A 23,782-nucleotide genomic window follows, 5' to 3' on the forward strand; every position below is an offset into this window, starting at 1 on the left:
CTGGTATTGGTCGATAGGTGCGTGGAGAGAGTGAGGCAAACGCTAGGATTTTGAGAACAGCTTGCAAACAAGTTGGGATAATTGGCGTGAGTATCCACAGCTTCAGGCGTAACGCGCTCACCCAGATGAGTAATGCTGGTATCCCACTGCGGGTAATTCAGGAAATTTCGGGACATCGGAATTTAGAACAGTTGCAGAAATATTTGGAAGTGACTGACGAGCAGGTGTTAGGAGCAGCGGCTAGCTTGGCTATGTTATCGCCTGTGGTGGAACCGTTATTAAGAATAGAAGAGGCTTCATCACACCAACAAGCCAAAGTAAACACCAAACGACAGGACAAAAAAGCTTCTCCCTCTCCATAAGTAAACCCAAAGCATCACCTATTAGGCTTCTAGGAATCCTTTTATTGTTTCAACCGGAATACTAAAAGTTGGATGGTTAAATATTGCCTTTAACGCTTCCAGTCCTCCTGCTTCCAGTGCAGATTTCAATCTTTCTTTTAATTTCGGATTCTGTTTAATTTTCTGATCAATCTCTTTTGTAACTACGTCTGTTGTTGGATTAGTTTGAGCTAGTTGATTGATAAGTTGTTGAATTTCTGCTGCTGCCTCAGCAAGATTTTGTCTCTGTTCTGGCGGATAGTTTTTAAAATCGCCTTCAACATTTCCAACGACTCCGTAGACCGGACCATGAAAATCTTGCTGTACTTTTGGTTGTTTCTTATTCTTTGGCATAAATACTTCATCAGGAGAATACTTATAATAGTCTAAATACTTCTTAAGTATAGATAGGTGCTTTTCTCGATAATCAGATGGTTTTTCTTTTTCTATAAGTTTTTTTGCTATATTAAATTCTTCCTTAGCATTTTTTATTGACATTGTTTCTGGCAATTTACAAAGAGCCATACCGTAAAAAAGATGTAGATATGGATTATCTCTATCATAATTAATTGCTGTCGCAAAAATACTTATAGCCGCATCGTATTCATTTTTATCTAATTTTTTCACCCCTAAATTACGTAAAATTAAAGTTATCTCTTGTTTGTGAAAATTTTCTGTTAAATAATCAAGGTATCTTTTTTCTATAATTCCGTTTTCTGGGATTTCTTTTTCTAGAGCATTAACAAATGCTTCTAATTGTTCTTCCATGTTTTCCATGTTTTCGGGATTAAAAGTTAATTACTTACCAATTCAGCAGCACACTCTTCTTTAACACATATGTATATACCACCACCAGTTAGTGTCACTACAGTACCAAATACAACTATTTGAAAACGTCCATTCCCTTTTACTACTCGTTGTAAATAGTCGTACTCCTCCTTTGATAGTGAAATTTTTTCTGGGAATTGTGATAATTCTTGTCTAAGAATATCAGCTTCTTCTATAGAAGATACTTTTTTAAACTCTCCTCTTAAAGATTCAGCAAGTTGTCTCATCGCTGGTGGAATAGCTCCTTGAGATATAGTAAATTGATATTGTTTTGAAAGTCTACCTTTATAGTTTTCACTTTGAAAAAACAAATTACTTTTTACTGAATTTAACTCTGAATCGATTGCTATACTATCCCATCTATCACTAACGTAATTTTGAGTAATTACATTAGCTTGATTTTGTTTTAAACCTTTTATCTTACTAGCTAAGGTATAGTCAATTAATGATAAATTACTGATAGATAAAACCAAAACAAAAACACTTGAAGATTCAAATTTATTCAGCATAACACAGATAAACTCTCTTAAATTTACGTCTTACAGAAATATGTTTAGAGATTTAATAATTCATTAACTTTTCTTTAAAATTTACATTTAATTAAGTATCGTTCTTTACGTTGAACAATTAAGACTACTTAATTCTGTTTCAATAATTTTTAAGGAGTAGTTATGAATCACTTAATGTTCAGACAATAACACCTTTTATGATATTTATATTAAATATAAGTAAAATAAATCATTTTTTGCTCTTGTTGGTATTGCTCTTGCCGAAAAATCTTTGCAAGGTTTACCTGTTGATATTGAACGACGACCAATGTACATACCGAAGGAACGAGGTATCAAGGTAGCTGACCTACAAGGACGAAGTGAAAGCGCCGTGTTATCGTCCTATCACAAAGAAGATTGTCTGCGGTGGGCGAAAAAGTACGGCATTGAAATTCGGCTCAAGGAATTTGAAGAATTTGGTAGGTGGGTGAAGCGTTGGGAGAAAATGAAGTTTGGTCGCGAAGAACTTCCCGCGAGAGCCTATTACGCTGCTTGTGGAGCTGGGAAAGAGCATCTGCTTGATGCTGCGTTCTTTCGAGCGACGTACATTGACCAACTTGATGTCAACGATGAGTCTGTGATTAAGAAAGTTGCAAATGATGTTGGGTTGAATGGCGATCGCATTCTTGAGTTAATCTACGGGGAAGCAGCAAAACTTGCAGCAGTGGCAGCTTTGGCAGAATACGAACAATTTGGCTGTCCCGGAGTCCCGACTTGGGTAGTCGAAGGCGAGAGATTTTGGGGAAAGGATCGTGTTGATTGGGTAACAGAAAAAGTAAAACAATTATGTAACACCACTGTTACCAAAACAGTAGTGAGTGCTGAGTAAAAAAGTGATAATTTTTCAGTTTAACTGGTAAAAATCATCACTTTACCTCTTTGCTTATACCTGGTCTAACACCTTGAGTTTAGCTACTGATTTTCTAGCTGCGACCTGACGAATCGGCAACTCAATCACAAACTCTGTACCTTTGCCAAGTTCAGATTGGCAGTATATTTTACCGTTGTGTTTTTCTGTAACTATCTGATAACTGATAGACAGTCCCAAACCTGTACCTTTACCGACAACCTTGGTAGTAAAAAATGGATCGAACAGTCGAGAGAGGACTTTTTCATCTATGCCGAGTCCGTTGTCGGCGATGCGAATGACAATCCAATCTTTATTGAGTAGGGAGGTAGAAATTTGGATTTTGCAGGGGTTTTTTGCCAGTGCTTCAGAAGATTCCTGCGTGGTTCGTTCTTCTAGAGCATCAATGGCATTGGACAGCAAATTCATAAATACCTGATTTAACTGACCGGGATAGCATTCTATTAGAGGTAAAGTACCATAATCTTTGCTCACATGAATGTTGAGGCTATCGGCTGAGGGCTTCAAACGGTTTTGTAAAATCATTAATGTACTGTCGATGCCTTCGTGAATATTTGCTGGTTTGAAGTCAGCTTCGTCTAGGCGCGAGAAGTTCCGCAAAGATGTGACAATTTCCCGAATGCGTTCAGTACCTACCTGCATGGACTGGAATAATTGAGGTAAATCCTCGACCAAATACTCTATTTCGGCTTTTTTGAAGAACTCTTGGATTTCTGGTGCGGCATTGGGATAATGATGCCAAAAAAGCTGCACGTAGCGAAGCAATTCTTGCGTGTATTGGTGGGCGTGTTCTAAGTTACCGTGAATGAAATTAATCGGGTTATTAATTTCATGGGCAACTCCCGCCACCAGTTGCCCCAAACTGGCCATTTTTTCAGCGTGGATAATTTGCATTTGGGCAGTACGCAGCTCATTCAGTGCTTGAGCGAGTTGATTCGCTTCTTCACGAGTTTGACCCAGTAAACTGGATTGTTGAAATAAGTTGGCTTGACGTAGTGCTACACTGAGTTGAGCTGCCACTTGGGTGACAAATTCCAATTCAGCTTCTTCCCAATGACGTGTATGGGTGCATTGGTGAATGCACAACAACCCCCACAATTCATCCCCTTCCATCAACGGCACAACAATCTGTGCTTTGACTTGGAATCGCTCAATTACATCCAGATGAGGGACTTTGGAGCCAACGCTGTTGACATCAGACATTACTTGCACTTGCCCTTGACGATATTGGGGTGCGTATTGATCGCCGAAGCAATAGTCTTGTACCTTCACAGCAAGGGCAGAATCAAACTTGGGTAAGACATCTTCAGCAATAAATTCACCGCTGCAAAAACCGACATTCGGATCGAAACGGAAGATGCCGACTCGATCTGTATTTAGCGATCGCCTCACTTCCTGTACTGTAGTCTTAAGGATCGTCTCCAAATCCAAGGATTCCCGAATTTTGACGACCAAATCAAATAAAATCCGGCGCTGTTCAGCTGATTGTTGCAGTTCATCAGCGCGAGTTTGAATTTGAGTCACCATTTGAGAACTTTGCAGTGCTACTCCTAGTTGGCTAGCAACCTGTCCTAAAAATTCCACTTCCACACTATCCCACTGGCGCGGTGCAGAATGTTGATAGGCAGCTAGCAATCCCCAGAGATTCCTTCCCACAAAAATTGGGATTAGCGCATAAGCGCGAATCTTAAACTGCTCCAAAATATCGAGGTGACAGCGTGAGTGTCCAGCTTGGTAAATATCCTCTACGGCAAAATTTTCATTGTTGCGATAGCGTCCCCCTTTAGTTTCTTGGAGGTGGGTATCTTCCCAAACGAGATTTTTGCCAAAGGGATTGATGCTATCCCACTGTGCCTCAACCATACCGAAATTACTGACGAATTCGCCACTCCAGTCTTCATTGAAGCGATAAACGCCAACCCGCTCAACTCGCAGCAGTTTACATACTTCTTGGCAAGTGGTTTTTAGGATTAAATCAATATTCAGGGAGGAGCGAATTTTACCGACTACTTCAGTTAATGCTCGTTGCCTTGCGATCGCATCTTGTAGGGCAGAAGCCTGTTGTTTCGACTGAGCCAAATTCTCGGCTTGCTGAATCGCTACTCCTAATTGTGCCCCTACCTGTCCCAGAAACTCCACTTCGTAATTTGCCCATTGGCGCGGCCCGGAGTGTTGATATGCTGCTATCAGTCCCCACAGTTTTGGGCCGATGAAGATGGGCGCTAAAGTATATGCCCGAATCTTAAATTGCTCCAGAATATCGATATGACAACGCGAGTGTCCGGCTTGGTAGATATCGTTGACAACAAAACTTTCGTTATTGCGATAGCGTCCACCTTTCGTCTCTTGGAGGTAGGTATCTTCCCAAACGAGATTTTTACCAAAAGGATGGATTCTATTCCACTGTGCTTCTACCATCCCGAATTGGCTGACAAATTCGCCGCTCCAGTCTTCATTAAAGCGGTAAATTGCTGCCCGCTCTAACTTCAGGAGTTTGCAGAGTTCTTGACAGGCAGTGTCTAGAATAATTTTGGTATTTACAGACGAGCGAATATTTCCTACTACTTCCGTCAACGCACGTTGCCTTGCGATCGCATCTTGCAGTTCTGCTGTGCGTTGTTTAGTCTGTTCTAAATTTTCTGCTTGCTGCATTGCTAAACCGAGATGGCTGGCAGCTTGGGCAAAGAATTCGACTTCGTGAGGATACCATTGCCGAGGAGCAGAGTGTTGATAAGCTGCCAGCATTCCCCACAATTTTGGCCCGATGAAGATGGGTGCGATCGCATACGCCCGAATCTGAAACTGTTCTAATACTTCAATATGACAACGAGCGTGCCCGGCATCGTAAATGTCAGCTACAGCAAACGGCTCATTTTTGCGATATCGCCCTCCCTGAGTTTCTTGCAAATGCGAATCTTCCCAAACTAAGTCCTGTCCAAATGCGGTCAATGCATCCCAAGGATGTTCTGCAAAGCCAAAACGATTGAGAAAACTACCGCTCCAGTCAGTGTTAAAGCGATAGATTGCAACTCGCTCAATCTTCAATTGCCGACAAATATCTTGACAAGAAGTCGAACAGAGGGATTCGATGTTTACAGATGCGCGAATCTTAGCCAGAATCCTCGCCAATATTTTTTGATATTGAACCGTGAGATGTAACTGTTTGTGACACTCTTGCAGGTCTAAGTGGTTCGACGTTTCATAACTGTTCGTTGTCATAAAGTATAAAGAAAATACACTACCTGCTTTCAGTATTCCCTTGTTTATTTGTAATTGCTCAACTAGTCTTGCTTGGTGGATAGTCTTGATTACTTGTCGCTTCCAGTGCGGTTTTTAGTTTCTGGATTTCCTTTCATAGCTAAACTATCAAGGCTTCTGTTTCCTCCTTTGATAGTTGTTCGAGTCCGGGAAGTTTGTGTATTTATTCAGTTAATCTTTATCTCGTCTCCTTGTTAAAAGTGTTGAGCAATTAAAAAATCAATTCATAATTAACTTTGGGTATACAGAGGTCTAACTTTAATTATGAAAAATAGAAACCTGGTAAGTATTTTTATTCAGAAATACCGGGATTTATCCGTAGTGTAAAAATTACATAAAGAACTCATATTGATTGCGTCAAAAAGCTCAGTATAACTCAAATAGTCTTCTTGCTCTTGCCTCTTGCCTACTAAATCAAGTAAATTCTCCAAATCAAAATGAATTTCTATCTTTCTCTCTGACTGCCAACAGAATTCAAAATAGACCTCTTGCAAAAATATATTTTTCCAAGAGAGGGAAAAGGGTAAAGGTTAAATGGGAAGGATTTTGAGTTTCTTTACCCTTTTCCCCTTCACCTTTACCCCGACTTTTGCAAGAAGTCTAATTAGAGAGCCTACCTGCTACTAAAGGTGTAATAAACACTAGTGGCGCACAGCTAGCTGTGCGCCACTACGAATCACCTATATTCCAACCTAAGAAAGTTTCGGGTTATAAAATCCAGATTACTTAGTAATGATTCAGGTTAATCCCAGCTGCTTTTGCCATTGCTTCTAACCCATTAATTTGTAGGGTTTTAATTGCTTTGGTAGACAACTTTAGTCTTACCCAGCGATTTCCGCCTTCCCACCAAACACGCTTGTCTTGCAGATTAGCGTGCTGAAGGCGTTTTGTACGGCGGTGGGAGTGAGAAACAGAAAAAGCGTTATTTGCCTTCTTACCAGTTAGTTCACAGCGACGGGACATAGCTACTATCTCCAGATTGTTATTTTAATACAGCCTTTCCATTTTAGGTCTTAGGCAGCAGAAGTGGGGAGATGAGGGAGATGAGGGAGCAGGGGAGGTAGGGGAGGCAGGGGAGGCAGGGGAGCAGAGGAGAAGTTACACTAAGTTTTTCCCCTCTGCCCTCATCCCCTCTGCCACTCTGCCTCTTTTCAATGTCCAATGCTCCACTCAGCACTATTTACTCGCTTGTTCTGTCAGCTTGGTGAGTACTTCATTTGATCGCTCGACGAAGGATTTCATTCCCTCAGCGTCAAATCCTTTCTGAGACATCAGCGCTAAATCGTAGACGTGTTGGCAAATCAAGTTGACTAACTGATTTGTAGACGATTCACCATCACCTTGAATGATACTACCTTGGTTCAGATTTGCCAGATTTTGAATGAGCGGGTGAGCAGTATTCACCAACAAAATGTGGTCTTCGGGAAACTCTGCTGTTCCCTGCTGCATCATGGCGCTCATTTCTCGCAGCCGCAGGAGAATCTCTGGTAAAAGCACGATCGCAGGTGGTGTTCCATGAGGATCGTCTGATTTCAACGCTTCAGTACGGATGTTGAGTTTGGGTTTGTTGAGAGATTTCTCAAATAACTCTTTGATTGTCTCACTCCGGGTTTTGTTCGTCTTGGGATCGACAATTTCCTTATCTTTATCTTGTTCCAGCAGGGTATTATCTAAATCTGAGTCTACCCGCGTAAACTTGACATCCTGATATTCCCGCTCTAGGAAGTTGATAAAGTGGGTGTCGATGAAGGAGTCCATAAACAGGACTTCCAAACCTTGATTTTTGTGCAGTTCTATGTATGTAGTTTGGGTTGTTTCATCAGTGCTGTAGAAAACCCGGTTTTCGTTACGTTCTTTGTTCCGTTCTAGATACTCTTTCAGCGTAGTATAGGGAGCTATGGGAGTTGAGTCAGAACTGGGTGAAGGAGTGACATCTTGCCAAGCATCGCCGTCTGAAGACTGGACTTCAACCACTGGAGTTTCAGCAGCAACTTTTTCTGTCAGCTTGGCGGTGGTGCGGAAGACGATGATATCTTCGATTTGTTTTTTGAATTTCTCGTCGTTGAGAACGCCGAATTTTACGAAAGTACCGAGGTCTTTCCAGGCGCTAATGTATTGTTCGCGGTTGTCGCGGAAAAGTTCTTTGAGGCGATCGCCTACTTTTTTGGCAATGTAGTCACCAATTCGCTTCACGGTGCGATCGCCTTGTAAGGCACTGCGCGATACGTTCAGGGGAATATCGGTACTATCAATCACACCCCGCATCGGCATCAGGAATTGCGGGATAATTTCTTCGCAGTTGTCGCTAACGAAAACTTGATTGCAAAATAGCTTGATCTGCCCTTTGGTAACATCTACATCCGGTCGCATTTTGGGAAAATACAAAATCCCGTTGATGATAAAGGGATAGTCTGTATTTAAATGTACCCATAACAGCGGTTCTTCCTGAAAAGGATACAGGTAGCGATAAAACTCTAAATAATCTTCTTGAGTTAAGTTACTTGGAGACTCTCGCCACGGTGCTTTTTGCTTATTTATTACTTCGCCATCGAGTTTAATTGGGACTGGCAAGAAGTCGCAGTATGTCTTGACAAGATTCTTGATTCGTGCTGATTCGAGAAATTCCTCTTCTTCCCCTTGCAGACTGAGAATAATAGTAGTACCGCGAGTTGTCCGGGAAGATTCTTCGAGAGTAAAAGCTGGCGAACCATCACAAGTCCAGTGAACCGCTTGCGCCCCTTCTTGGTAGGATAGGGTATCAATTTCTACCTTTTGCGCCACCATGAAGGAAGAGTAGAAACCAAGACCAAAGTGGCCGATTATCGGTTGATCTGATTTGCCTTCATATTTATGAATAAATTCTTCAGCACTAGAGAAGGCAACCTGATTGATATATTTCTTAACTTCATCTGCGGTCATCCCGATACCGTTATCGGAGATGGATAGAGTTTTCTTATCTTTGTCAATGGCAATTTCAATTTCTGGTTCGCCGATATCTCCAGCATAATCGCCGGCGCGGGATACCATTTTTAGCTTTTGGATGGCGTCTACAGCGTTGGATACCAGTTCCCGCAAGAAGATTTGGTGGTCTGAGTAAAGCGACTTCTTAATGATCGGGAAAATATTCTCAGTATGAATACTGATAGTGCCTTGTTCTAGCATAATTGGTAATTTTCGATGTTAGTATCTGAAATGATGATAGTAGGTAATACAACCTAGCCATCTGTTTTCCAGGATAAACCCGGAGAACATAGAAGGGTATGATACCAATTAGGATTTTAAAAGCATAACTTAAGCGATCGCACCTTTTTGAAGCATTGTTTGCCGCCATTTTCTGATTCGGATTCCCCTACTTCCGACTCCCCACTCCCCACAGATTGCTGTTTAAGTATTACTAGAATTCTTCTCCAACACCAAAAAATAATGGTATGGATAAGTGGGATCGATAAATTCTTGCTTAACAGTTAACCCAGCTTTGGCAACAGAGTTTAAAATCCGCGTTTTCGGATATCCTTTCAAACCCATTTCCCAGCAGTGTTCGTCACAGACTGGTGTTGTACTCCAGAATTTTGGCACATTGAATAGTAAATGCCTTGGTCTACCGGAGAAAGAAGTTTTCACCTGAAACGAGAGGTATTGAGTGCAATAGGGAATCGAAATCACCAAAAATTTCTTAGTTGCAATAGCGAGTTTTCTCAATGCTTCTTCTGACTGTTCGTAGGGGAAGTGTTCCAGAACTTGAAACAGGACAATCGCATCAAATTTATCTTTTGGTAAGGAAAAATCTGTAGTCAAATCCAAAATTATTTCTGGCTTGAGGCTGGGGTCAACATCAGCAGTGGAGACGTTGTATCCATTATTCTTCAGGATGTCTGTTAATAGAGAATTAAAAATCCCAATTTCCAGAACGTTTTTTACCTGATTACCCAGCGAAAAAATTAAACGCAACTGGTGATGGTAACTGATGAGGCGATTTTTTGATAAATATTCTGAATTTCTAATATCTAACGAGTCTGTGAGTTGCATAAATAAGCCTACCTAAGCTGAGAGATTAACAAATTTGGTGCGCATACAACTACAGGATTCCCGTAAAAATCAGCAAAGTAACATCTGAACCTCTCTCCTACAAGGCTACAGTGTACACACATCTTTGTATAAAACTAAAATCGAATCGTTGAAGATCCCCCTAAATCCCCCTTAAAAAGGGGGACTTTGACTCTGGTTCCCCCCTTTTTTAAGGGGGGTTAGGGGGGATACTAAACGCTGCGAGGCAACTCTCAAAGACTTGTGTTTACACCGTAGCCTACAAGGAGGAGTCACTGCGTTGGGCGGGTTTCCCGACTTGAAGCACGTGGCGTTAGAGGCTTTGAATCTTACTCCCCTTCTTCTCCTACCAGGAGAGGGTTAGAGAGGTAGAGAACAGATTAGGGCGATTTTCCAGAGCAAAATATAGCAATCCTATTTGATTTGTGAAAATCGTTAGGCTCAGATCCTTGACTTCTCCAAGAAGTCGGGGATCTTGTTGTTCACGAATGATTTAGGATTGCTATATCACTAACACCAAGCGTATTACTTTAACGAGTAAGATTCTACGCGCTAAAGTATTTTGCTACTGGGTGATAGGTAATAATTGCAGTGGTAGACTGTTCTGGATAAAGTTGTTCACTTTCATCCATATACAAGTTAATCTTGTCAGTCTGCAATAACTCCAGTTGCTTGTACTGATCCTGAATATTTGGACAAGCTGGATACCCAAAACTATATCGTGAGCCACGATAGCGTTGTGCCAATATATCCCGAATATTGTCGGGTTCCTCAGCAGTAAAACCTAACTCACGACGAATTCTGGCGTGTGTCCATTCAGCTACAGCTTCCGCTACCTGCACCGCCATGCCGTGGAAATACAGATAATCGGTGTATTGATTGGCAGCAAACAGCTTTTGGGCAAACTCTGTAGCAATTTCCCCTACAGTCACGGCTTGCATGGGGAAGACATCAATAATTCCCGACTCCTTTGGTGCAAAGAAATCTGCGATGCACAGCCGTCTTAAAGACTTTTGTCTGGGAAACTCGAAAGTTGCAATCTGTTGTGATTGGTTTTCTGAGTCATATATATGTAGAGAATTGCCCTCAGATTGACAAGGGAAATACCCATAAATCACCTGCGGATGCAACAGATTCTCTTCAATAATTCGCTGTTTCCAACTTTCTAAAATTGGATACACTTTCTCAGCCAAGAAAGCCTGATACTCCTCCTTAGATTGTTCCTTTGGTTTGCGGAATTGCCACTGTCCAGCAATCAAAGCTTGTAAATCCAAGTGCCAGAATATTTCCTCAATGGGAATATCGCTAGGCTGCAACAATTTCGTTCCCCAGAAAGGTGGGGTGGGACGTTCAATATCTACAGCCACAGCTTCAGAACGTCTTGTATCTACTACTTTTGGTTCAGCAGATGTTTCTTCAGCAGTTGTAGCTTTTGGTTCTTTGTGACCATTTGTCGAAACTTCAGCAGTTTCCACTTCATTCAAAAATCCCTGCAAATCTTCCCAGTTATTAGTTGCCTTTGCTGGCATTAATTTATCCATGAAGTGCAAGTCAGAAAAGGCATCTTTGCCATAAACAACTTTACCTTTGTAGGTATTTTGGCAATCTTCATAGACAAACTTGGGAGTTAACGCCGCACCACCTAAAATTACGGGGACACTAATTCCCTTTTCGTTGAATACCTCCAAATTCTCTTTCATGAAGGCGGTGGATTTCACCAGCAAACCACTCATGGCAATACAATCAGGTTTGTGCTGTTCGTAAGCGTTGATGATGTTTTCTACTGGCTGCTTAATTCCCAGATTAATCACCTTGTAGCCGTTGTTGGACAAGATGATATCCACCAAGTTTTTACCAATGTCATGGACATCGCCTTTGACTGTGGCAATGATAAAGGTTCCCTTGGCATTGTTGCCTGATTCTGATTTTTCCATGAAGGGTTCTAGAAACGCCACCGCAGCTTTCATAGTTTCCGCAGATTGCAAGACGAAGGGTAACTGCATTTGTCCAGAACCGAATAACTCCCCGACAACTTTCATGCCATCTAGCAAGAAGGTGTTGATAATTTCTAAGGGGGGATGTTCTTCTAAGGCTTTTTTCAGATGTTCTTCTAAACCAATGCGTTCGCCGTCGATGATATGGCGTTTGAGACGTTCTGGGATGGGGAGACTTTCATCTAAGGAGCGATCGCGTTTAGTTGTTACCCCAGCAAACGCTGTGGTAAGCTCTCCCAAGGGATCGTAAACGCAAACATTACCCTCAAACTTCCGCTGATCATAAATCAACTGGCGACAAATTTCTTGATGGCGTTCGTCAATCTTCGAGAGTGGTAAAATCTTGTTAGCGCTGACAATAGCTGCATCCATTCCCGCCGTTGTCGCTTCGTGCAAAAACACCGAGTTCAGCACCATCCGCGAGGCTGGAGTCAAACCAAAGGAAATATTGGAAACACCCAAAATCACATGACATCCAGGCAATCCTTCACGAATGCGCCGGATGGATTCAATGGTGGCTTTACCGTTTTCTCGGTCTTCTTCAATCCCGGTGGAAATTGGTAACGCTAGGGTATCAAAGAATATTTCTGTGGGTGGTATGCCATATTCTACAGCTTGGCGGTATGCGCGTTGGGCGATCGCAAACTTTTTCTCGGCTGTCCGCGCCATCCCATCTTCATCGATAGTACCAATGATTACACCAGCACCGTATTTCTTCGCTAACTCCAGCACTTTCAAAAAGCGCGGTTCCCCATCTTCGTAGTTGGTGGAGTTCAGCAAACACTTACCACCTACAACCTTTAAACCCGCCTCCATCTTTTCCCATTCGGTGGAGTCAAGCATTAAAGGCAGTGTGACATTATTAACAATGCGCGAAACTAATTCGTGCATATCCCGCACACCGTCACGTCCCACGTAATCGACGTTGACATCGAGGATGTGTGCGCCTTCTTTAACTTGCGCCCGCGCCATTGAAACGAGTCCGTCCCAATCTTCCGCATTTAGCAAATCGCGGCACTTCTTGGAACCACTGGCGTTGAGACGTTCGCCAACAATCAAGAAGGAATTATCTTGGTCGTAAGGCTGAGTGGTGTAAATTGATGCTGCTGCTGGTTCTAAACTAGGTTGTCTAACTTTTGGCTTCAGACCTTTAGCAAGTTCTGCCAATTGTTGAATGTGTTCTGGACGCGTCCCACAGCAACCCCCGATCACTTGGACACCCAAATCTTCAACAAAATGCATCAGCGACATCCGTAATTCTAACGGTGTCAGGCGGTAGTGCGCTTGACCGCCGACGTTCTCAGGTAAACCCGCGTTGGGAATACAGGAAACAATGAAAGGTGAATGTTCTGACAGATACTTGATATGTGGTTTCATCAAGTCTGGGCCAGTGGCACAGTTTAGACCGAGAATATCTATTGGGTAAGGTTCCAAAATTGTCAGCACAGCACTGATTTCTGAACCAACCAACATTGTGCCCATGCTTTCCATTGTCACAGACACCATCAACGGTCTGCGATCGCCTTTTTTGGCAAACACTTCTTCAATGGCATTCAGCGCCGCTTTAATTTGCAGCACATCTTGGCAAGTTTCCACCAGAAATAAATCGACACCACCATCCCACAGCGCCTCTGCTTGTTCAGCAAAAGTCGCCTTCATGGTGTCAAAGTCAATATGTCCCAAGGTAGGGAGTTTCGTTGTGGGGCCGATAGAACCAGCCACAAATCGGGGTTTTTCTGGCGTGGAAAATTCCGCGGCCACACGCTTCGCCAATTCTGCGGCTGTCTTGCTGAGGTAATAAGCTTGGTCTGCCAAGTCATATTCCGCCAGCACTAAGGACGTACTACCAAAGGTATCGGTTTCAATCACATCAGCACCAGCAGCGAGAAAGTCGCGGTGAACCTTAGCGACTGCTTCGGGTTTGGTATGGACTAGGTATTCGTTGCAACCTTCATACTGTGCGCCGCCGAAGTCTTCAGCGGTGAGGTTTTGGGTTTGTAAGTTGGTTCCCATCGCCCCGTCGAATACGAGGACTGGGCTATCTGGACTACGCAGGCGTTCAAGGAAAGAATGAGTCATATTTTCCGAGAAGAATTTGGGTTAGTCGTATAATATTCGACTTACTTTATTATTTTCCAAAATTTTGAGAGTTTCGGCAGTATGTAGTGGAAAAGTTTTGATACTATACTGAAATTGCTAATGTATCTATAATATCACTGTAAATAATAAACTAGTTCATAAAATAGAGGTTGTTCTATGGAAAGAAGGAAAATTTTAATTGCAANNATTAGTACCAAATATCAANNNACAGTCTGTACAGCAGAAGTTTTATTAGATGATGATGAAAAACCAGTTCAGTGGATTCGCATTTATCCCATTCGGTTTCGTCAACTAGATTTTGATAAATGTTATCCAAGATGGTCAATTATAAGTGCTAAAATAGAAAGAAATGACAAAGATTATAGAGAAGAAAGTTTTCGTATAGATGATTCTTCAATAGAAGTAATACGAAAAATTGATACTCGCAAAAACTGGGAAGAGCGAAAAGCCTTGGTTCTGCCACTAGAATTCAAATCTATTCGGGAGATTAAAGAACAAGGTAAGTCTCTCGGTATTATTAAACCACAAACTATAAAAAAATACTTCTGTAACGAGACAGAACGAGAATGGAACCCAAAACAGCAAGGAATCTTGGATCAACTAGACTTGTTTGAGCCTTCAGTGCAGTTAGATAAAATCCCTTACAATTTTGGTTACGAGTTTATTTCTCAAGATGGAGATAAACATCGTTGTACAATAAGCGATTGGGAAATTCAACAACTTTATAGAAATTGTAGAGATAGATCAAAGGAAACAAGTATGGACAATAAAGAAAAGGAGGCTTTAGAAAAAGTCCGCCAGAAACTAGAAGACGAGTTTTTAAACAAAAAAGATTTATACTTTATCATGGGAAACCTAAAAAGTCACAAAAATAGTTTTATGATTATTGGGATATTTTACCCACCATTAATAAAAATGTAATATTAAAAGTTGATTGTTCCAGGAATTAAAAATGAAAGTTAAAGATATTGCTAAAACAAGATGTATACTTACTTTTGGATATGGCAATCGCAAAGACTACGATGCCTTCTTGGAATACCTACAAAAGTTTAATGTTGAATGTGTTGTTGATGTGAGGATGGTTCCTCGTGCTTGGAGTCGTAAATGGTACGGCGACAAAATTAAAATATTCTGTGAATTGAATAATATTGAGTATATTTCTAAAACCGCTTTAGGTAATACATCTGGGAAGGAAAATTGGATTCCAGTAAATCAAGAAGAAGCAGATATAGCTCTACATGAAATTGCACAAATTGCTCAAACGGGTAATGTTTTACTGTTGTGCGCTGAAATGAACCCGAATCGCTGTCATCGGAAAGAAGTTGCTGATTGCTTGGGAAACCTGGTATCAATGCCTGTTAAACATTTAGAGTAGTCAACTACAATTTTTCAATACTTAGGGAAGAGTGCTTAGTACATCTTATCTCAGAAGAGGCGATTGCCTGTAGCGTTGGTGATGTCGCAACTACGCCTGTCGTAGACATCGCAATTATAAAGCGATCGTAGTCGTAGGGTGTGTTAGCGCAAAAACGTAACACACCCTTTGTTACTCGTGAATGACAGTAGTCAGCTTGACTGCCGAGGTTCTCAGGTAAACCCGCGTTGGGAATATAGGAAACGATGAAAGGTGAATGTTCTGCCAAATACTTGATATGTGGTTTCATCAAGTCTCGGCTAGTAGCGCAGTTTAGACGGAGAATATCTATTAGGTAATGTTCCAGAATTGTCAGCACAGCACTGATTTTTGAACCTACCAACATTGTTTTTCAGGAGAATTATCTGATGAAATTAGTCACAAAGCTTGGTATTGCTGCCGCTAGTGCTGTTATAGGTATCACTGTTGTCAGTGCATCTTCTGCGGCGCAAGCTGTACAACTATTTGATTTTCAGTACTCTTTTCCCAGTTATGAAGGAAATAGTACAATTTCCGCTAGCGGCATCCTTACCACCGATGATCTAGATCCGATAAAAAACAATTACACAATCACAGGAATAACTGGTACAAGGACAGCCCAAGGGATTACTGAGACAATCATGGGGTTGCTCTCACCAGGTACATACGGAACCAATGATAATCTGTTGAATGGGAGTACACCACTGTTAACCCAGAACGGTTTTTCTTACCTAGTTTCTGGAAGCGGGGAAGATGGAAATGGCAATGTTAACGTATTTTATAGTAGTTTCGACGAAGGATATTCAGAGCTTTCAAGCAATGTAGATTATGGCAGCTTTAGTGTCATACCACGCCCAGTTCCCGAACCCTACACAGTAAGTGGCTCATTGGTTGCTGTTGGTTTTGGCTGGTGGACGAAGCGAAAGCAAGCAGTAATTTCCCAGAAAAAGCTTCTTAAGATCGGATAACCTGTTCCAAATCTAGTTTGCATATCTAAGATTTAATCAAAGTCTTGTAGGGTAGGCAGAGTCTTACCCACCCTAATTATACCAGTTTAAGGTAGAACAGCTTATCAGCCGTAGCTTGATTAAAAGCTTCCAGGATTGTCATCAAGTGCCAGCAAGAAATTAACTAGGTCTGCTTGCTGATTGGAATTAAACCCAGCCTGTCTATCTACATAGAAGTCATGACCTGTGCCATCAAGGTTACTACGCACTAAACTAGGGTTAGCTTTGTTGGCTTTTATAACTAAGGCACGAAGATTGCGATCGACCAAGGCACGCAAGCTGCTAGCTGGATCGGCAGGTATACCCTGACTAAGAGTGCCAGATAGCCCTAAGCCAGTCTTATCAACTACCGTAAAACTACCATTTGAGTCAAATTTCAAGCTTCCTGCCCTTACTGCTGCACCACCATCGTGCAAATATGGTGCGTTTACATAAAGACCACGTAACGTAGTCGTTTTGTAACCGCCTTTGGGCAATATTCCTTTGGGTAAAGTTGTGGGAGTATCAGATATACCCTGCGTTGGTACATTCAGCACTTCAGCATTAGCAGGTATGGGAACGGGAGTATTAAAAGTGTATAGCTTGGGTGCTACTAACAATTTATTCAGCCCCAAGCGAGACTGGGCACGGGCTGGGTTAGTACGAATTTCATCAAGTGGATGAATTTTGTTGTCGGTGAAGAAGGGTGGAATATGGCAAGTTGCACAATTAGCTTTCTCAAATACTTTTGCACCACGCTTAACAGAATTGCTGGTCAAGGCTTGCCAGTTTTCTGAAGTCTGGTTGGCGGGTGGTACTAAGCTATTTTGGAAAGCAGACATAGCATTGTTAGCAAATAAGAAAGTGCCGCTAGCAATATCTTCAGGCTTTCCAGTATTTGGGCTGAAAACTAAACCGTTGTAAGTAAACAAACTGGGACGCAGGTTTGGGTAAGTTCCTGTGCCAGGAGTAGGAATTTGGTCTTCTAATTCTGCTTGTATAGGATTCGGTAGGATTTTCCGCAGCCATTCAGAGGGTTTTACTATAACTCCTTCTGGTAAACGTAGGCTCTTAACGGCAGCATTTTGCAGTAATGTACCAATATAAACTTCTGGATCAATACCAAGAGTATCTGCACTGATTTGAGCGGCTGCGAACAGATTGACTTCTGAAGAGTGAACGCTGTTAGTCAGAGCGCTGAGTCCAGCAAACGGGCTAACAGCTGCTTCTCCTGATGCTGCATAAGGATGATTTTTAAAGGTGAAGAGACTGGGAATTTTAGTACTGTCTCTAATACCATCCGGTGAACTCTCGAAAAAACCGAAAGGTACATCTAACACAGCATCATCAAAGGCATCTTCTAACTTCTTTGGATCGGGTAGTTCTACTTTATTGCCTTTGCTGTCAATAATAGTCTTACCCTTGCCTTTGTATTGTGGATCTAATGGGTTGAAGTTTAACCGCGCAAACCCTGCGGCTGTATTTGGTGCTAAGGCAATCAACAAAGGGATTGCGAGTTCCCCATTAGATGTTCCTGGAATGATTTTACTATTGGAAAGAGTTGCATGACAAAGGGCACAGGTAATGTCGCCGTTAGGTTTTAATCCTAGTGCAACACCCTGTCTCGCTGGAACTTTTAAACCTGTATTAACTACAGTCCCTTTAGGAAAAGTTCGGCTACCTAAGGTTAAATTCTTCTGGAGAGTAATTTTTAGGTTTGTCGTTGGCTGACCTTGCAAACTAGCGATCGCTACACCTATTTCATCAGATATTTTATTTAATCCCTGTGCAAAACCAAATACTCCTTGGAAACCAAGTGTGTCTCCAATCTTACGGTTGAAGAATATATTTTCACCTTGCGCTATTAATTCCTGAGTAATTTTAACTGCCCCTACCCGTTGATAGGAAATGGGGTCATTAGAATTGAGTCCCTTATTTGCAACTACTCCTGCTGCTTCTTGAGGACTCAGCAGTTTGCCGAAATAGTCGTAATAGCCTAGCGGTTGAGTAGGAGCAGGTTGCAAAAGGTCAATCTTAGCTAAAGCTGTCTGGCTCGTCATCAACCAATTTGATAACAAAATGCCAAAAACACTAATGATAAAAACGCAGATTAATAAGAAAATTTTGGTTTTTGAACCATACAATATCCTAACAACACGAGTCTTAGGGTTGTTGTTTTTTTGTTTCATAGTGAGGTGTTGACTAAAAAAATATGATATGTCAGTAGGTATATCACAGTCTTACGTAAGTATATATAATAAAGTGTTTAAGTTTTGTATCAACTTGATGGCTAGTTTAGTTTCTTATACCAGTCCCAGTAATTCTTAATTTAAGAATTGATAAGGGATTAAACAGTAGGTATAAGAAGAAAGTATTAACCGAAAGTAGCGAAACTTAGCTATACACTTGTGGCAAAGAAAGAGTAAAATCTAGCAATGTTAATAATTGCTTATCATTGAGTTGTTCAATTTCACGTAACAGTTATTGATTAACACTAATGGAATTGCCGACTGCTAACTATAAAAATCCGCTTTGTCTGAACTAATTTGCGTAGGCAATAGGCAGGAGGCAGAGGGCAGGAGGCAAGAGATAGAAGGGTTTTAAGACTTAATCTTTTGAATGCTTGACACTAAAATTCCTTGCAATCTATCAACTTCTTCCAAAACAGGAGTAAATAGTTCAGGCGATGCTAATCCGACTTCTTTAGAAATAATCAACTGAGTATCGAGTTCTCGAAGCGAACCTAAAGCAATGTGCAGAAATTGGATATATTCGTTCTGCGTTCGTCTTCCATAGCCTTCAGCTATATTTGATGGTACGGAAACTGCCGAGCGTCTAATCTGGCTAGTTAATCCTTGAAGAAGGCAGAAGGCAGGAGGCAGAGGGCAGAAGGTTCAATTTAGAAGGGGATTCAACGCTCCCATTTTGACCTATCTTCGAGCCAGGTTAGAAGCTAAAGGATAATATTTTTCTAAGCTGCTAGTAGTTGGTGAAGAGGATGCGGGCAAAACATCATTAACAGCGCTACACGATGAAGATTTTTACACCCACCAATCCACTACCCACGGCATTGAAATTAAATGGCTTTTAACAGCACCATTGCAGGGATTATCAAGGTATATTTGACTAGAATTAAGGTATTATAGCGATGATTATTTGGATACCATAAGCGGTAGGGGTTTACAGAAGTGCGCCTCTACGACTGAAATACCAGTTTAGCTATAAATTAATATCTACCGTTTTACGGGTATTAGAAAAATGAAGTTTACAGACTGGGTGACTAGAGTGCTACTAATCTGGCTGATGTTCGCCACTCTAATTGTAGTGCTGCTAATTGGACGAGCAACAAAATTACACAACAATCCGACAATATCCCGTGCAGCCAATCCACAGGTTACAGCTTTCAGTAAATATCCCCAGGCGCAATTTCAATCAGCGAAAGAGCCAGAGAAGAAATTTCAAAATGTTATCAAGTCCCCAGTCAAGACTAACCAGCCTGTAGCAAGGTATGTAACCACTCAAGCTTTTGCACAGTACAGACCTAATTATGAAGTTGTCGCAGTTAACCCAACTAACTATGGAGAACGGTACGCCCAAGATGCTAACGGACTTCCTCTCAACAACCAACCAATTATCGTCATCCATGAAACTGGTTATTCAGCTTCTAGCGCCATCAATTTCTTTCAAGTAGCCCATGATGATGAAAGTGTGCAAGCAAGTTACCACGCTTTAATCAAGTTAGACGGAACGGTAGTTTATCTAGTACCGCCAGAAAAGCGGGCTTTTGGTGCAGCTAACTCTGTGTTTGAGACTCCACAGGGAGTGGAAACTGTGCAGACTAATCCGACTTTACCCGCGTCTGTAAATAATTTTGCTTATCACGTTTCTTTGGAAACACCGCCAGATAGTTATGACGCTAGTAGTCAACAAACCCATAGCGGCTATACGGAGGCTCAATATAATTCTCTTGCTTGGTTAATTGCTCAAAGTCAAGTCCCAGACGATCGCATCACTACCCATAAACTAGTAGACCGTTCTAGTAAAAAAGTTGACCCGATAAATTTTGATGGGAATAAATTTCTCAGCTTGCTTAATACTTATCGTCAGGTTAGACCAGTCTATCGAGTCAGCAAATAAATTATTCAATATTTTGGGCTGGGATCTTGCCAGATTTTGCCCTCACCCCCAGCCCCTCTCCCATACTGGGAGAGGGGAGCAAATTCTCTAGTTCCCCTTCTCCCATGTTGGGAGAAGGGGTTAGAGGTGAGGGCTATCTTTAATTTTGAATTGTTAACTTGCTCAAGAAGGCGCGATCGCGTCAAAATAAGAGTTAAGACGCTGTAATCTAACTTAACAATGGCCATAACGCAGCTTGAGCAAATTTCCCCTCAACTAACACCGCCAAATGAGCGGGGATATGAATATGATTTGGTAATTGTCGGCGGTGGGATTATTGGATTAACTCTAGCCTCTGCTTTAAAAGATTCTGGCTTGAGTATTTTGCTAATTGAGGCAAAAGTGGCATCAGCGGCGGTAGCGAAGGGACAAGCCTATGCAGTTCATCAGCTTTCGTCGCTAATTTATCAAGGAATTGGCGTTTGGGACAAAATGTTGCCTCAAATCGCTAAATATTGCCGAGTTCGTCTTTCGGATGCCGATCATCCTGATGTGGTGGAATTTACCACAGATGATATAAGTACAGCAGAGTTGGGTTATGTGGCGGAACACCAAGCTTTGTTGCAGCCGTTGCAAGATTTCGTCCAAGATTGCCCAAATGTGACTTATCTGTGTCCGGCGGAAGTGGTAAATACGCAATACCACCAGAATATAGTCGCCATAGATATTAAAGTTGCCGATCAACTAAGAACAGTTCGCAGCAAATTAGTTGTAGCAGCAGATGGATCGCGATCGCCTATTCGGCAAGCTGCTGGAATCAAAACTTCGGGCTGGAAATATTGGCAGTCTTGCATTGTGGCCTTTGTCAAACCAGAAAAACCCCACAATAACACCGCTTACGAAAGATTTTGGTCTAGCGGGCCCTTTGCGATTTTACCTTTACCGGGGAACCGTTGCCGCATTGTCTGGACAGCGCCCCATGAAGAAGCAAAAGCTTTGTGTGCTTTAAATGATGAGCAATTTTTGGCAGAATTAACCCGCCGCTATGGCGATCAGATGGGGAAACTGGAATTACTAGGCGATCGCTTTGTTTTCCAGGTACAACTCATGCAAAGCGATCGCTATGTTCTCCCGCGACTAGCATTAATTGGTGATGCGGCACACAATTGTCATCCCGTAGGCGGACAAGGTTTAAATCTGGGTATCCGGGATGCAGCAGCTTTGGCGCAAGTAATTCAAGCAGCGCACAAAGCGGGTAAAGATATTGGTGACATTCAGATTCTCAAAGGTTATGAACACTGGCGCAAACTAGAGAATCTGACAATTTTAGGTTTCACTGATTTGTTAGATCGGATGTTTTCTAATAATTTCTTCCCTATGGTGGTAGTTCGTCGCTTGGGTTTATGGTTCTTGCAGCGAGTACCTGTATTAAAAGTATTTATGCTGAAATTGATGATTGGCTTGAAGGGGCGGACTCCAGAATTAGCAAAACGCTAAGGTTTGAGAACGTCATGGAGGAGGACAAGGGGAAAACCTCATAGACAAATCTATGAGCTGCTGAAAAAAACAATCTCGATCGCTGATACAGCCAATTGCAAGGAAAGTGAAGTACACAACGATTCGCCTCAAAGCCAGGTAAAAAGACTGTTTTACTCCNNNATTCTGACNTCCTGTNNNCGGATAGCTAAGGTTNNNCCCATTCTGACTCCTGAATTCTGCTTTTTTAAATTTGCAAAAAGTTAGCGATCGCTTGCGGTAATGGCAGAATAATTACAATCAGCAAAGCCATTGCCAGTAACCCCCAAACGTCACGTTTGTTATCCAATTCAGTGACATCATTCAGTGCAGGTTCATCAATCAACGGCATAAATAATAAGATAATTGCCCACACCAAAAATTCTTCCCTAACTAAAGAAAGTAATAGCAACAGCACGCGAGAAATTTGACCAATAACGATCGCAGTTCGTTGTCCAAACATCGCATGGACAATGTGACCTCCATCTAATTGTCCCACAGGCATTAAATTTAACGCTGTGACAATTAGCCCTAAAAAACCTGCTACTGCAACTGGATGCAAATCGAGGGCTGATGTTGCTGTTAACTGACTTCCCAAAGCTAACTTCGAGAGGATAGCCAGTAAAATTGAATATTTGGGATTAAGGGCATCAGGATTTAAAAGTCGGGTTTTTTCACTCAGGGAAACTACATCAGAATGAGCCAAACCCCAGATTAGTAATGGCAAGGTGACAACAAAACCTGCAATTGGCCCAGCAATACTAATATCAAATAAAGCTTTGCGGTTGGGAATGGGACTACGCATCTGAATAAATGCGCCAAAAGTTCCCAAGAAGAAAGGTACGGGAATAAAGTAAGGCAACGTCGAGCGAATCTTGTAGAATTTAGCTGTCAAATAATGCCCAAGTTCGTGAGTGCCCAAAATAGCCATCAGCCCTAAAGCATAAGGCAATCCCTTGAATAGGACATCTGGGTTAGATAGAAGTTGAAACAAAGATCCAATTTGCCAAATAGGCGGCAGAGTAACACCAGCATTTTCCACTCCCACCAAGGTAGTAGTGATCAAAGTAGCTATTAGCAGCATCAGCGCTAATCCTGGACGAGTTAATCGTTCCTGGTTGCGTCGTGGTGTATCTGTCTGTTTCGCAGCAGCTTGAGTGTTGGGAACTAGGACAAAGAAAGGTTTGCCATTGAAGCCTTCTTGAAAAATCAGCAAGAAGCGATCGCCAAATTGTGCTTCAATATTAGTCTTAATCTGCTGGTAAGCGTTGCTGGCTTTAGTTCGCAACTGCCCCCGACAAATCACAGATTGTGGTCGATACTCAATATTTTGAACGTAGTATACAGACCAAGGAAAACAATTTCGCAGTTGAGTTTCTTCGGCTAGTTCAATGGGACGCACTATTGGTTCTGGGGTAGGCTGGATAGTTGGTTGTGATTCTGAGGCTGGGGTTTGGGCTTCGTCTGTCTGTGTATCTCTTGGTACTTGACGCCCCCATTGAAACAACGCCCAGTACAAGACTGTGCAGACAAATACCGACCACAGAATCAGTCCTGGCGGTGGAGGTTGTTTCGCCCCGTAGATTAGCGTCCATCCACTCAACAGGAATGCTGGTGTCATTAAAACCAGCCACAACAACCATACTGGTGTGCGGGTAATGAGAGCAACGCTGCGCTGCACCATTAGATAAGTAGCAAGCCCCAGCAGGAGGATAAACAGAAACCAAAATGCCATGTTCTCTTCAGTAATTT

The 23,782-nt window shown here is 42.0% G+C and carries 15 protein-coding genes and 3 pseudogenes; 7 read left to right on the top strand and 11 right to left on the bottom strand.

What is annotated here, in order from left to right:
- Positions 1–32: 32 nt before the first annotated feature.
- Positions 33–362: pseudogene (locus tag QUD05_RS21105) on the top strand (tyrosine-type recombinase/integrase); the annotation flags it as partial.
- Positions 363–383: 21 nt separating this feature from the next.
- On the opposite strand, the gene QUD05_RS21110 reads toward QUD05_RS21105, so the two are convergent.
- Positions 384–1,148: a tetratricopeptide repeat protein gene (locus QUD05_RS21110; protein WP_289797776.1), complete on the bottom strand. Its 765-nt coding sequence runs from the start codon at positions 1,146–1,148 to the stop codon at positions 384–386.
- 26 nt (positions 1,149–1,174) lie between these two features.
- Positions 1,175–1,717, bottom strand: coding sequence for a hypothetical protein (locus QUD05_RS21115; RefSeq protein WP_289797777.1), 543 nt, complete (start codon positions 1,715–1,717; stop codon positions 1,175–1,177).
- A 271-nt stretch (positions 1,718–1,988) separates the two neighbouring features.
- Between QUD05_RS21115 and QUD05_RS21120 the strand changes: the two genes are divergently transcribed.
- On the top strand, positions 1,989–2,585 hold the full coding sequence (locus QUD05_RS21120) for a DsbA family protein (protein WP_289797778.1): 597 nt from the start codon (positions 1,989–1,991) through the stop codon (positions 2,583–2,585).
- Positions 2,586–2,639: 54 nt separating this feature from the next.
- Here QUD05_RS21120 and QUD05_RS21125 read toward each other — a convergent pair whose 3' ends face one another.
- The 5 genes from QUD05_RS21125 to metH form a co-directional block, all read right to left on the bottom strand.
- A complete protein-coding gene (locus QUD05_RS21125; RefSeq protein ID WP_289797779.1) occupies positions 2,640–5,843 on the bottom strand; it encodes a GAF domain-containing sensor histidine kinase in 3,204 nt (1,067 codons plus the stop codon).
- A gap of 765 nt (positions 5,844–6,608) precedes the next feature.
- A complete protein-coding gene (gene rpmB / locus QUD05_RS21130) occupies positions 6,609–6,845 on the bottom strand; it encodes a 50S ribosomal protein L28 (protein WP_289797780.1) in 237 nt (78 codons plus the stop codon).
- A 213-nt stretch (positions 6,846–7,058) separates the two neighbouring features.
- Positions 7,059–9,044, bottom strand: coding sequence for a molecular chaperone HtpG (htpG, locus tag QUD05_RS21135; protein WP_289797781.1), 1,986 nt, complete (start codon positions 9,042–9,044; stop codon positions 7,059–7,061).
- Between the two features lie 222 nt (positions 9,045–9,266).
- Positions 9,267–9,908 carry a class I SAM-dependent methyltransferase gene (locus tag QUD05_RS21140; RefSeq protein ID WP_289797782.1) on the bottom strand — a complete coding sequence of 214 codons (642 nt, stop codon included), beginning with the start codon at positions 9,906–9,908 and terminating at the stop codon, positions 9,267–9,269.
- Positions 9,909–10,471: 563 nt separating this feature from the next.
- Entirely contained in the window at positions 10,472–13,999 is a 3,528-nt protein-coding gene (gene metH, locus QUD05_RS21145) for a methionine synthase (protein ID WP_289797783.1), read from the bottom strand.
- 177 nt (positions 14,000–14,176) lie between these two features.
- On the opposite strand from metH, the gene QUD05_RS34470 reads away from it, so the two are divergent.
- Both QUD05_RS34470 and QUD05_RS21150 read left to right on the top strand, forming a co-directional pair.
- A complete protein-coding gene (locus QUD05_RS34470) occupies positions 14,177–14,941 on the top strand; it encodes a DUF8757 domain-containing protein (RefSeq protein WP_502911406.1) in 765 nt (254 codons plus the stop codon).
- A 31-nt stretch (positions 14,942–14,972) separates the two neighbouring features.
- Positions 14,973–15,395, top strand: coding sequence for a DUF488 domain-containing protein (locus QUD05_RS21150; RefSeq protein ID WP_289797784.1), 423 nt, complete (start codon positions 14,973–14,975; stop codon positions 15,393–15,395).
- A 187-nt stretch (positions 15,396–15,582) separates the two neighbouring features.
- Here the strand turns inward: QUD05_RS21150 and QUD05_RS34475 are convergent.
- Positions 15,583–15,783, bottom strand: a pseudogene (locus QUD05_RS34475) (homocysteine S-methyltransferase family protein); the annotation flags it as partial.
- Positions 15,784–15,802: 19 nt separating this feature from the next.
- Here QUD05_RS34475 and QUD05_RS21160 point away from each other — a divergent pair.
- A complete protein-coding gene (locus QUD05_RS21160) occupies positions 15,803–16,381 on the top strand; it encodes a PEP-CTERM sorting domain-containing protein (protein WP_289797786.1) in 579 nt (192 codons plus the stop codon).
- A gap of 119 nt (positions 16,382–16,500) precedes the next feature.
- Here the strand turns inward: QUD05_RS21160 and QUD05_RS21165 are convergent, their stop codons facing one another.
- Together QUD05_RS21165 and QUD05_RS21170 are read right to left on the bottom strand one after the other, a co-directional pair.
- Positions 16,501–18,588 carry a di-heme oxidoredictase family protein gene (locus QUD05_RS21165; RefSeq protein WP_289797787.1) on the bottom strand — a complete coding sequence of 696 codons (2,088 nt, stop codon included), beginning with the start codon at positions 18,586–18,588 and terminating at the stop codon, positions 16,501–16,503.
- A 411-nt stretch (positions 18,589–18,999) separates the two neighbouring features.
- A pseudogene (locus QUD05_RS21170) lies at positions 19,000–19,260 on the bottom strand (four helix bundle protein); the annotation flags it as partial.
- A gap of 397 nt (positions 19,261–19,657) precedes the next feature.
- On the opposite strand from QUD05_RS21170, the gene QUD05_RS21175 reads away from it, so the two are divergent.
- Together QUD05_RS21175 and QUD05_RS21180 are read left to right on the top strand one after the other, a co-directional pair.
- Entirely contained in the window at positions 19,658–20,536 is an 879-nt protein-coding gene (locus tag QUD05_RS21175; protein ID WP_289797788.1) for a peptidoglycan recognition protein family protein, read from the top strand.
- A 219-nt stretch (positions 20,537–20,755) separates the two neighbouring features.
- Positions 20,756–22,012: an FAD-dependent hydroxylase gene (locus tag QUD05_RS21180; RefSeq protein ID WP_289797789.1), complete on the top strand. Its 1,257-nt coding sequence runs from the start codon at positions 20,756–20,758 to the stop codon at positions 22,010–22,012.
- Between the two features lie 226 nt (positions 22,013–22,238).
- On the opposite strand, the gene QUD05_RS21185 is transcribed toward QUD05_RS21180, so the two are convergent.
- Positions 22,239–23,765 carry a site-2 protease family protein gene (locus QUD05_RS21185; RefSeq protein ID WP_289800036.1) on the bottom strand — a complete coding sequence of 509 codons (1,527 nt, stop codon included), beginning with the start codon at positions 23,763–23,765 and terminating at the stop codon, positions 22,239–22,241.
- Positions 23,766–23,782: the final 17 nt, after the last annotated feature.

It is taken from the genome of Nostoc sp. GT001 (assembly GCF_030382115.1).
Lineage (GTDB): Bacteria > Cyanobacteriota > Cyanobacteriia > Cyanobacteriales > Nostocaceae > Nostoc.